Raw genomic sequence first — 12,351 nt, forward strand, 5'->3', positions numbered from 1 at the left:
GCCTCCGGCAAACCCGGGGCGGTTCATACTGGACCTAAACCGCTGCACCACTGTCGATGGCAAACCCGGCCCGGCCACAGGGCGGGTTGATTATCAATGCCTTCAGGGTGACTGCCCAGAATGGCATCAGCTTCTCCAATGCTCATCAAACCGTGGACAGTTCCGGGTACCCGGTGACGGAATACATCCGCCACAGCCTCAGCCGCGAAGGCAAGCTCACGGTGCGGGCCTCAAAGCTGGTGGCAGGGCCGGCCAAGGTCATGAACCTGGGCGAATTCGTCTGCGAACTGCGGGACGGCGCAAAGTTCGTCTAGAAATTGGAATGAGGCTTGAGCCGTTCTTAGCCGCGTCGCAATGTGATAGGTATCCCATTCGGCACGCGCGATGACAACTTCGATCGGGCTACACTCACCTGAGGAGCGCTAGCGACCAAGATGCCCAGTTCGTTCGTGCTCACCGCCGCCTGCGCACATCGATGGATTCCGGCGCCCGTTCGCGCGGCTCCGCGTTCGCTCCATTCATCCTAATCTAGTGGAGCGCATGCGCCCTGAAGAACGGCTGTTGGGGGACGGTGACGTTGTCTCGAAATCCTGATCATGTTGCCGCAACGACACTTTAGAACTCCTTCTCGGAGCCATTTTGGACAACGCTAATCGCGGTGTCATCAAGCGCAGCGAGAGGCGCAAGGGCGAACACATCTCTGCAACTGAGTTGGTGCAACTCCATATGGTAAGGCGCTGAGTTAGCGCTGGTTCCGCAGCGGGGCTGAGGCCGAAGCCACGGGACGGCGTAGAGCAACATACGAGGAGGGAAAACATGTGTGAAGACTGCCCCCCGATCCTGCCTCATCCGATGACGCTGTCTCGCCGTTCGCTAATGCTGTTCACGGCTTCGGCGGCGGGCATGCTGCTGGGCGGTAGGATTGCGGGCGCCATGGAGGCAACAGCGCCGCCAAAACCGGACAACCTTCTCACGCCGGACGCTTCGCTAAAGCGCCTAATGGAAAGCAATGCGCGCTACGTCCAGGGCCTATCACGACGCGACGATTTCAGGCAGGAGCGCGAAGCTTTAATCGGCGGGCAAAATCCATATGCGGCGGTCTTAACCTGCGCCGATTCACGTATCGCACCCGAACATGTTTTCAATAGCGGACTTGGCGATCTGTTCGTCTGCCGTGTCGCTGGTAATTTCGCCAACGATGAGATGCTCGCCAGCATTGAATATGCGGTGGCCGTGCTAAATACCCCGCTGGCCCTGGTACTTGGCCACGATCGCTGCGGCGCCGTCGGTGCTACGATCGAGTCCTTAAGAGAGGGCAAGTCTTTGCCTGGGCACATTCCATCTCTCGCCGCCGCACTTGCGCCCGCGGTAAACGCGCCTTCCCAGGAAAGCGGGGATGCACTCGCAAATGCGATCCGGAAAAATGTAATCGACAACGTCAATAAGCTCAAATCGGCGGCTCCGATTTTAAATATAGCAATCGAGCAGAATAGGCTGAAAGTCGTCGGGGGTCTTTATCGGCTCGACACCGGCCGAGTCGAATTGGTGAGCTGAGCGTCATCAGAGCGCTAATTTCTGAGCAGTGCCGTTTGAAGCGACAAGGTCGAAAGGTTGTTGTCTCTGCCGCCGAGTCGACCAGATCCTGGTGATCGGAGGGACAGATCTTACGCAGCGCGCCGGCGCGGCGCCTTGACCGCAATTGCTATTTAGATCATCTGATGCGAATTCCTAACGCGAAAGCGAAGAACGGCAACCTGAACGAGCGCTCGGGAGCGACATCAGTAACTTGCCGAGGCCGACTGCTTTGACAAGAGCGAATTCCGGACGGCAGGCCACCACCCACTGCATGCTCATCATCGGCTACGACGACGAACAGCAAGCCATTGTGATCCAGGACAGTGGGCCATGGCCACCAGCGCAACGGAAGCCGTAGCTATATCCGAATAACTAAAAGCTCTGGCAGAGGCCCGCGAGGTATATCACGGTTGGGGCTTGGACCAACCTGAGCGCGAAACGCTCGCCGGCATATCAGTACAATAGCTTCTCAAAGCGGTGATACCTCGCACGTCAGCTCGTCGTCAGTTTGCCTGAGTCCTGAGTATCACTTGCGGTGGGCCTGAGCAGCCCGCGCACGCTGACGAAACGTACGTCTAAGGAGACGCAAATCGCTATGCATAATCGAACCGGAGGCTCTCCCGCACGCGCTAGCCATGCTGATGAACTGACTCAGTCCGCTGATACCGCCAGCTTTGGCGACACATTTGCAACTCTCGCTCTGCGTGGGAACCTGCCGCCCGCGGAGTTGCCCGACAAGATGGAATGCTGCGCCAGCACACAAGCCTACGATCCAACTTTTCACCCCAGCACATCCACCCCAGCAAGGCCGAGCACATCCTGTTCGAATACAGAACCGTCGAATTGGCCGACGCGATTGTAGATGGCATTTGCGTGGGGCTGACTGCGGAGTTGGCTCCGCAATCTTAACGAGAGTCCGTCAGGCCGAATGAATGCCCTAATACCCGGATCGCAAAGGCACGCCTCAGCGGCTGTGCTCCAACGGGATTATCAGCGACTCAAAGATCGGTTGCAAAGCGAAGGGGCAGGCACTTCTCAGGCCGACCTTAAGGCACAAAACACCGTACTGACGGGCGCAGATTTGACACCATCCGGAGAAGAGAAAGCGTGCAACTTCGGCGACGAGTCGAGCGTCTCGCGCATGGTGGGCACAATCATCGACGACAGATCGACTTATTTGCTCAGCTGTATTTCGTCGAAGGCGGCGCCCACACAGTTGCAACGTCGGCGTCGGACGGAAGGACTACGCTTTTCGATCCGAACTATGGAGACATTTCTGTTCCATCAGACCAGATGGCTGGCTTGTTGCAAAGCCTTGCCAATCGCTACAGGAATCCAAGTTTACAGGTCGTTGGCGATTTGGCCTTTAGGTAAGGCAAGAGTACGTCCTCGCGTGAACTTATCTAACAGCGGGGCAAATCGAGCCATCACAATTCGGGTGAAATGCGACGTCCGGATTTAGGCCCACAAAATTGCTTCAGGCGAGAATGCTATCGAAGCGGACGGCTTCTTCCTGGAACACGCTTGCCGCGAGTCGTTCGCGACGCGCGCCCTCCACAGTGCCCGAGCGAGTGGATATTTGGGCGATGACAGTTATCCGGATGCTTGATCTGGTCTTCGTCCTGCTTACCAGCTGTCGAGCGGCTCGAACGAAGGCTGTAGGAACAGATGCGCAGCTTTTGCCGATGCAAAAGGCGGAGCCAGCAAGCGAGCGGCATCGGCGCCTTCGGACCATCTGTCGCCCACATCGGCGAACGATCGCTCCGTCGTTCGGAATGCCTGAGCGTTGTCATAACCTTGGATCCGATAATCTAGGCGTCATTACGATCGGCGCCACGACACGACCGTCGTTCTGAAAGCGCTGGTCGATGCGGGCACGCGAGTGGCGCCGCAGCTATTTTCCCTGAGCTCGTCCACGCGCGTTCGGCGTCATCGTGGGACGTCGCGAAGAGCACCTGCAAGCACCCGAACATCTGCATCGAAGGTTGACGGGCGCTCGGCCACATCAGCACGGCTCTCCATGTATTCGAGCACGGCGCGGCCCCTCTCTGCGATGTGCCAGCCGAATGAGTAGCGCTTGACCACCCACATCGTAACAATGATCAGATCAGGGACCTTAGCGGCAAGTCGGCTGGTGCGCTCGGACCAATCCTTGCCACTTCTGGACAGAATGGCCTCGCTTGAGATCGTCGAGTTTGGCTATGCCATTCGGATAGGAGGTAACGAGGAGCTTCAAAATGGTGACCTGAAGATTCATGTCCACTAAGCTAAAACGCGAGCTACTGAAGAAGACCGAACGCATGGTGACATCGCACAAAGTATGACGTGCAAGCTGACTGAAGCGCTCACACGGGGCAAGCCCCCACCCGTGGACAGAATGGATAGTACGTTACGTACGGACCTGGCTACTTCCGGGAAGCCAGGAGCTTGGACAAATTTGTGCGATCATTTCGTTGAAAGGCCTTGAATCGCACGTAACGTCACATTGTACGATCTTGAAATGAGATCGCGACCTCTAACAAACGAACGTAAGCTACTCCTAGCGTGTGGGGCGATGGCATAACTTGACTGTGGAATTTGCACCTCTTTTGCGGCATAGGCTTACGGTTTTGCCGACCTACCACGTCCCGCTTCCGCATGACCGACTCTTACCAATGACAAGCGAAAAAACTGACGACGTTACCAACTTAGTTGCAAACATCGCCCGGCCGCGTTCCGTGATCTCATCTTCAAAAGACAAGGAGGCGACACCAGATTTCGCTCGGATGTCGATCTTGTCGTGTTTCGAATTTGCGGCGAACGCTCGCCGTAAATGAGCCGGCGGCAACTCTCCCTTGCCGACGGTCGGCGCGATGTGTAGCAGCGTCGCTCCTCCTAGACTGACTTCGCCCGGCTTCCAAAATGAGGCCGGGCCTTTTTTGCCGTCGGGACGACGTTAGTGCCTTGTCGACGCGCAACTGCTCGATCATCTCGTCCGGAGCCAGGCAAACTTGCGAGGTCGAGTCCGGCAAGACAACACGCGTTACGACGACATCGGCATGCTGATTGTAAATCGTCAACACATCGCAGCCTTCGGTTCAACCATACAAAGCAACGCTTCCGCAGCCATCAACGACTTGAACGGTTCCGGTCTGTTTTTCCTGTAGAAAGGCCATACTGTGCCTTGCGCACGAACACCAATACCGCAACGTACCGACCTGAAGAGGATATGGTGACGCGCACACAACGAACGCATTGGTTTTTGCGTCCCAAAGCCAACTGCTGTGCAGTAGTTCTTATTGTGCAACGGCATCTCTGTGCCTCGAGTCGGCGGGTGCGCGAGATCAGCCGCCGACCGACGCGGAGAAAGACGGTTGCATACAGGACGTGTTTCGCCTGTGTAGCACCCACATCCCGGATCGCACCGCCATCACTGCGTGTCTCAGAGCCAAGCAGGCGAGCTTGAGTCATCAATGTCGCGATGTGATTTCCATTGGCGATACCGCCAAAGAAAAGAACAGGCTCGAAGTGAGGTACTACGAACCATCCTGCACCCTCGATCGCCGCCGCGCGGCGCTCCCCAAACCGAGCCGCAAGGTAATAATTGCGCGGGTGGATGGCCGACTCACTGTCAACAGATAAGCGAGCGGAGCTATCGAAAGCGGACCAACCCGCTCGCAAGTAACGTAAGATCTCGTTTGAGTTGTTTGTTTGGATAGCGAATGCACACACTGCCTTTCGATACAGTCCTTATCGCCAACAGAGGCGAGATCGCCGCCCGCATCATCAAGACATTACGGAAGCTGGGCCTTCGTTCTGCAGTTGTCTACCACGAGGTCGATGCGCGAAGCCCGGCAGTCTCCATGGCCGACACAGCGATTCCTATCAGCGGTCACACGCCGATCGCGGCCTATCTGGACATCGCACAAATTATCGCCGCCGCTCACAAGGCGGGCGCCGGCGCTGTTCATCCAGGTTATGGATTTCTTTCCGAACAGGCTCAATTCGCCACGGCCGTGATAAAGGCCGGCGTTGCGTTCATCGGCCCCGCACCTGAAACTATTGAACTGATGGGTGATAAGATTCGGGCCCGCAACTTCGTCCAGTCGAACGGCTTTCCAGTGGCCCCATCTGCAATTGAGGAGGACGATCCAGCGACGTTCGTCTCCAGGGCGCGTGCCATTGGAACCCCTTTGCTGGTAAAACCGTCAGGGGGCGCGGGCGGCAAGGGCATGCGGATTGTACGCGACGTCCATGCCCTGGAAGGCGCGATTGAGCGGGCTCGCTCTGAGGGGCAACGGTATTTTGGGGATCACCGGCTTTACGTCGAAAGATACATTGAGAACCCGCGGCATATCGAAGTGCAGGTGCTCGGCGACTCCTTTGGGAACATTGTACACCTGTTTGAGCGGGAGTGCTCGGTGCAACGCCGCTTCCAGAAGATCATCGAGGAAGCGCCCTCGCCAGCCCTGTCGCCAGAACTACGGAAACGCGTCTGCGAGACCGCGGTCGGTATCGCACGCGCCGCGAATTATCAAAACGCAGGAACCGTCGAATTCATTTTCTGTGCAGGAGAATTCTACTTTCTCGAGATGAATACGCGCCTACAGGTCGAACATCCCGTGACTGAGATGATCACCGGCATCGATCTTGTCGCCGAACAGGTCTATGCCACCGCGGGCCGAGAACTTTGTTTTGCTCAGTCAGATATCGTTTCGAACGGCCACGCTATCGAAGTAAGGCTGTACGCTGAAGCCCCCGAACGAGGCTATGTTCCGACGTCCGGCAAAGTACTTCTTCTCGAGTATCCGAGTGGGGTACGGATTGACAGCGGCATCACGCAGGGTCAGCAAATCACCACTGCGTTTGATCCCATGCTCGCAAAGATCATCGCGCATTCGCCGACGCGCACATTGGCCACCGCGACGGCCAATCACGCGATTCAGGGGATCATTCTTCTCGGCTGCGAGACAAACGCTAGCTTCCTCGCCCGCATCCTTTCCGACGAGTCGTTTATCCGCGGACAGTTTCATACGGGATATCTGGAGGAAAACCCCCACATTGCCGCCGGTAACTCTGCTACCGGCCTACCGGCATTCCTGGCATCAGCTGCTCTCCTGATCCGACAAGTCCGCGAATCGGCCGATGCCGTGCCCGCGCTTCACGCTTCGCTGGGCCATTGGAGAAATTGACGTGTATCACTCCGTCGAGGTTGATGGCGTCGACCATCAGTTATGGCTTTCACCCTGCCAATCCGGCTCCTATCATCTTCACTTGCGCGACCAAGTCATTTCCCCGGTCGCGTTCGCCCAATACGGCGAGAATTCAGGTGTCCTGACCATTGCCGGCGAGACCGAACGGGTCCGCTTCGTCATCGAAGGCGACCTGATTCACGTCCACATCCGTGGCATGACGCGCGTTTTGCGCTACAGCGACCCGTTGCGAACGCTCGCTTGCGTGAACCAAGAAGAAAGTTCGCTCATGACCCGCGCACCGATGCCGGGAGTAGTCGTTACGATCGCGGTTTCGCCTGGTCAACCGGTATCCGCAGGCGCGGCGCTGATGATGATTGAGAGCATGAAGCTGGAAACTATTATTCGCTCTTCACAGGATGGCGTAGTCGATCGAATCCATTTCAAAGAAGGGGAGAGCTTCGAGCGGGATGCTGTGCTGATTACGCTATCGAAAGAAGGGCGCTGAAATGCTACGAATCGCTTCTGGGGCGAATGTCAATTCGCAAGACTTTCGTCAAAACGAGCTCCACAACAGGCGGCTTGCTGACGAGTTGAAGGAGCGGCAACGAGCTGTCCGCTTCCAGCGGCCCGAGCGTCAGCTCGAGCGCCTTCGACGTCAAAATAAGCTGTTTGTACGAGATCGCATCGACGCCTTGCTCGATCCAAAAACTCCGTTCCTCGAGCTTTCAACGCTGGCCGCTAACAAGGCCTATAACGGCGAAGTGCCCGGCGCGGCACAGGTCGTCGGCATCGGGATCGTCGCGGGTCGCGAGGTGATGGTTCATGCAGACGACGCAAGCGTAAAGGGCGGCGCATGGTATCCGTTGTCTGTCAAGAAGATAGTGCGAGCCTTGGACATCGCAATCGAGAATCGTCTGTCAGTGATTCATTTGTGCGACGGCGCCGGAGGATTCCTACCTTTTCAGGCAGAGTTCTTCGCCGATCGCTACTTCGCGGGCCGGATCCTCCGTAACCAATCCATTCTCTCCAAGATGGGAGTACCGCAGGTCGCGATCGCAATGGGTCATTGCACAGCGGGAGCGGCCTACGTCCCGGCGCTTAGCGAATTCAACATTATGGTCGAGGATACGGGAGCTATATTTCTCGGTGGCCCTCCAGTCGTGAAAGCTGCTACCGGTGAAGACGTATCGGCACAGGAGCTTGGGGGCGCCCACATGCATACGAGCGTGTCGGGCACGAGCGATTATTCCGCAAGCTCCGAGATGCACGCTATTGCGATCGCACGTGATATCGTTGCCCGATTCCATCGTCCCGCGAAGACTCCGATTGATCAAGCCGCCCCGGAGCCCCCTGCCTACGACGCATCGGAACTATACGGCATTATTCCAAAGGACCCTCGAGTGCAGTTTGACATGCGGGAGATCATCGCCCGCATGATCGATGGTAGCCGATTTCACGAATACCAGCCGCGTTTCGGCACGTCCCTGCTGTGCGGTTTCGCGCGGCTTCATGGATATCAAATAGGGATTCTTGCAAATAATGGCGTGCTGCTCAGCGAAAGTGCGCTGAAGGGCGCTCACTTCATCCAACTATGCGATAAGAACCGGACGCCCCTGCTCTTCCTGCAGAATACAACGGGTTTCATGGTCGGCCGCGAATACGAGCGCCGTGGCATAACCAAGGATGGTGCCAAGCTGATCATGGCCGTCTCGGGAGCGTCGGTCCCAAAATTCACGGTCGTTTGCAACAGCTCGCACGGAGCAGGTACCTACGCTATGGCGGGACGTGCTTTCGATCCTCGGTTCGTCTTCACCTGGCCGCAGTCTCAGATCTCTGCGATGGGCGCCGAGCAAGCGGCAGGTGTGCTGACCCACGTTAAGACCCGACAACTGGCCCGTGTCGGTGGGCGGCTCGCAGAGCAGGAGCTGGCAGCCATTCGAGGTCCCCTTCTCGACGAGTATCGGGAACGATCCAGCGCCTACTATGCAACCTCCGAAATCTGGGACGACGGAATTCTTGATCCAGTCGATACCCGAAGTGCACTCGCGATCGCCCTGAGCGCTTCGCTGAATGCTTCCATCGAAGCGCCCCATTATGGCGTATTCCGAATGTAGCCGGCGGGAGTCGAACGTCCGTGTCTGTAGATTCTACTCTCTAACTGGAGTCCACATCGACGGATCGTCCTGTCCCCGGCATGAGCCAGATTGGTGTCGCCCACGTTCCGTGGCAGAACTCGAATTCGCGACCTGGTCACTTAGACCAACCCGGTTCTAAGTGGTGCGTTGAATTCGGTGACCACGTTGTCGATCAGGACAACGGCGTTGCGTCGAAGCAGGCGGAGCTGGGTCGCATAGGCCTGATTGGCCGCGCATCGAACCTCGCGTGGGGATTACGCAAATTGCGTAACACTCGAGATGATCTGCTCGTTACACTTCTAGCATTGCGTAGTGTAACTGCGAGGCCCCTGCGGGTCGAAGCCATCGACATCTGGAGTTCGCGATTGATGCAAGCGCGGCCGCCCTGCTGACTCTGATCCACCAACGGACGCGTCAGTCACATTAGATCTAAGGTGCGCCCTCCTGATGGATTGTTGGTCCATTCATCACCGACGATAACAATCCTTGGGAGGAGACATGCAAGCCATCATACCGATCGCAGTCAACGATTCCACGACGGGCTGGGCGCAGAAGAAGTCGTCCCGCCATGCTCGACTATGGAACCACCCACCGTCTTACCGTCCAATCGTCTGATCTGATCTCGAGCAAAGAACACTTGCTCCTTTGCAGGTGAACGCCATGGATAGCTTGATTCTTACGTAGCGTCAGGTTGTAAAGATTGCAGAGCGGACTGACGTTCAAGCTGACACCGCGCATGCCTCGACAACGCATACGCGGTCCGAGCCGGACCGGTTGCCGAGCTGCATGACCCACTAACGCCCGTTTCGAATGACGCCTCGCTGTTGAACGCAGAAAACGAAAACGGGTGAGATTGATTCATGGAGCGCGCAAGTATGATAACGAGTGACTTAGGATCACTACAAACATCCTCTAAGCCAACAGACGCTGCCGGTAACGAGCGCCAATGATGCCGGCCGAGACGCTCGAAAGTTGCGCAACGCGCTCGAAGGTCAAGTATCTCAAAGAGGAGGAGTAACATTTGCGATCGAGACCGCGCGACATAATGCCATATCAGGAGCAACATGCAGTGTATTTGGTCAGGATTTCGAGCTATGCGCCAGCGCCAGCTGGGAACATCAACGGCGAGTAGTCGTGTGTGGCATCGACGTCATCCTGCAACCGTCGAGTTCGGCTCGATCCCACAAAACCGCAACGTTTGTCCGATCATATATCAGCAAAGAACAGCGTGGGTATCGACAACATGGAAGATGGAATCAACTAGCGGATTGAGGTCGCGCTCGCACGCGCGACTGTCCAATTGGAACGACTAAGCACGTGTAGACCAATGAACGCCCTCAAATCGATCATTAGCAAAGTTGCTACAGGTGCCACGCTGACCCGCGAGGAGACCGCAACAGCCTTTGAAATCATGATGTCGGGCCAGGCGACATCCTCCCAGATCGGGGGATTATTAATGGGGATGCGGGTACGTGGCGAAACCGTAGAAGAAGTCACCGGCGCAGCCTCGGCCATGAGGAGCAAAATGCTCCGGGTCAGTGCGCCCCCAGATCCTGTCGACATCGTTGGTACGGGCGGTGACGCTTCGGGCTCAGTCAACGTGTCGACATGCGCCTCATTCATCGTCGCCGGGGCGGGCGTTCCCGTGGCCAAGCATGGCAACCGCGCCGTGTCCTCACTATCAGGCGCTGCTGACGTCTTGGCCCGCCTCGGCGTGAAGGTCGACCTCCCGCCTGTAGGCGTTGCTCGTTGTGTGCACGAAGCTGGCATCGGCTTCATGCTTGCGCCCATCCGTCATCCGGCTATGCACCATGTTGCTCAGATCCGAGCGGCACTTGGGACCCGCACGATCTTCAATCTAGTCGGCCCGCTCGCAAATCCGGCCGGAGTCAAGCGGCAGATCGTCGGAGTGTTTTCGCGGCGATGGGTGCAGCCCTTGGCGCAGGTGTTAAAGAACCTTGGTGCTGAGTCGGTGTGGGTGGTGCATGGCTCAGATGGACTCGATGAGATCACCCTCACCGGGCCGACGTTTGTTGCCGCGCTAGAGAGAGATGCGATCCGCACCTTCGAAGTCACCCCGGAAGAAGCGGGCCTCGCCCGCTGCCACAACGAGGCGCTGAGGGGCGGCAACGCCGATGCCAATGCAATCGCGCTGCAAAGCGTGCTCGACGGCATGCCAAGTCCGTACCGCGATGTTGCTCTTCTCAACGCCGCCGCGGCAATGATCGTGGCCGGCCACGCAAGCAGCTTGAAGGAGGGCGTCGCCCTTGGGCAAGCATCCCTTAATAGCGGTGCGGCAGCCGCGCGATTGAAACACCTGATCGCGATCTCCAATGCTTGACACGGCCGATGTACGACATTTTGAACACCAACATCGAAGCCTACGAGCGCGAAGAGATTGCAGGCGCAAAGCGCGAGTTGCCTCTGCCACACGTCGAGGCGCTTACCGCGGTTGCCGGGTCACAGACGCAGCAGCCCCGCTTTCGAAGCGACGGGAGCAGGATGCGCGGAAGGCCTCAGATCGCGAAGACCAGTGCGAAGCCGCCTGCCGAGACAATCAGCAAAGGCCGCGCCGAAGCTTAGGTTCTCAATTTTGAGTGCACGCAACGCGTCAAAGGATAAGCAATGACGTCTCCACGAACGGTAGAAGCGCTAGCATCTATGGCAAAGATAGAACACATCATTCGGAAATTTCGGGAGGTCATCGATACAGACAGCTCCATCCCCTCAAATTTGCGGGGTACGCTGCACACAACACTCGATAAGCATCTTCTCGCTGCAAAAAAGCAGATTGTCGACGATTCCGGAATCCACTAGGTGCTCTCATGCCGCTACGCGCTGAGAGCTGCCGACGCTCCCAAACCTCGGAGGCGGCGTCATCTTGCGGGCCCGGGGTGCCGATGGTTCACCCGTACTTATACCAATGGCGACGACGAGTTCGTGAGCCACGGCTTACGCTTTTTGGCTCAGTCCTGCGCGAAGGCCCTGATGCCCGGAGTGCCTCAGGATCGTAGGGACAACGTCCCTGGAATACGGTCGGTTTCTGACGGCTGAAGTGCGCAACTACTATCTGGATGATATCGCCACAACGAAAACGCGGAAAACCGAACACCTTCCGAGGCAGATTATGAGGGGCCAGTTTTCTTCCGAGATGCGCAATGTTCCGTCAATTCAAGCGACAGAGTTCAGGCAAGCCATGCAAAATCTGCCGAGTGGCGTCGCCATCGTAACGACGGGAACGGCCGTCGGGCGGCGTGGTCTGACGCTCAGTTCTGTGACTTCGATCTGCATGGAGCCGCCCTGCGTGGTGGTCGGTATTAATGCCAGTTCCGAAACGCATGACGCGATATTCGCCAGACGCAGCTTTGGAGTGAGTCTTCTCGGCGGCGCCAGGAGGACCTCGCGTTGCGCTTTGGCGGCCGGGAAGGTGTGAAAGGTCACCAGCGTTTCGATATCGCGCCATAGAA

General features: G+C 57.3%; 7 protein-coding genes and 1 pseudogene. All 8 read left to right on the forward strand.

What is annotated here, in order from left to right:
• The first annotated feature begins 56 nt into the window (after positions 1 to 56).
• The 8 genes and pseudogenes from IVB23_RS15005 to IVB23_RS39300 all read left to right on the forward strand — a co-directional run bounded on the left by IVB23_RS15005 (position 57) and on the right by IVB23_RS39300 (position 12,317).
• On the forward strand, positions 57 to 314 hold the full coding sequence (locus IVB23_RS15005) for a VirK family protein (RefSeq protein WP_247319876.1): 258 nt from the start codon (positions 57 to 59) through the stop codon (positions 312 to 314).
• Between the two features lie 502 nt (positions 315 to 816).
• Positions 817 to 1,554 (forward strand): carbonic anhydrase, encoded by a 738-nt coding sequence (locus IVB23_RS15010; protein WP_247804020.1) that lies wholly within the window; start codon positions 817 to 819, stop codon positions 1,552 to 1,554.
• A gap of 949 nt (positions 1,555 to 2,503) precedes the next feature.
• A pseudogene (locus IVB23_RS15015) lies at positions 2,504 to 2,949 on the forward strand (YopT-type cysteine protease domain-containing protein).
• Between the two features lie 2,327 nt (positions 2,950 to 5,276).
• Positions 5,277 to 6,746: a biotin carboxylase N-terminal domain-containing protein gene (locus IVB23_RS15020; RefSeq protein ID WP_247804021.1), complete on the forward strand. Its 1,470-nt coding sequence runs from the start codon at positions 5,277 to 5,279 to the stop codon at positions 6,744 to 6,746.
• A 1-nt stretch (position 6,747) separates the two neighbouring features.
• Positions 6,748 to 7,254: a biotin/lipoyl-containing protein gene (locus IVB23_RS15025; protein ID WP_247319880.1), complete on the forward strand. Its 507-nt coding sequence runs from the start codon at positions 6,748 to 6,750 to the stop codon at positions 7,252 to 7,254.
• A 1-nt stretch (position 7,255) separates the two neighbouring features.
• Positions 7,256 to 8,863 (forward strand): carboxyl transferase domain-containing protein, encoded by a 1,608-nt coding sequence (locus IVB23_RS15030; protein WP_247804022.1) that lies wholly within the window; start codon positions 7,256 to 7,258, stop codon positions 8,861 to 8,863.
• A 1,348-nt stretch (positions 8,864 to 10,211) separates the two neighbouring features.
• Positions 10,212 to 11,225, forward strand: a complete 1,014-nt coding sequence (gene trpD, locus IVB23_RS15035) for an anthranilate phosphoribosyltransferase (RefSeq protein WP_247319883.1) — start codon at positions 10,212 to 10,214, stop codon at positions 11,223 to 11,225.
• Between the two features lie 855 nt (positions 11,226 to 12,080).
• The gene (locus IVB23_RS39300) at positions 12,081 to 12,317 is read left to right on the forward strand and encodes a flavin reductase (RefSeq protein ID WP_253075442.1); all 237 of its coding nucleotides are present in this window, start codon (positions 12,081 to 12,083) and stop codon (positions 12,315 to 12,317) included.
• Positions 12,318 to 12,351: the final 34 nt, after the last annotated feature.

Source organism: Bradyrhizobium sp. 191 (genome assembly GCF_023100985.1).
GTDB classification, from domain to species: domain Bacteria; phylum Pseudomonadota; class Alphaproteobacteria; order Rhizobiales; family Xanthobacteraceae; genus Bradyrhizobium; species Bradyrhizobium diversitatis.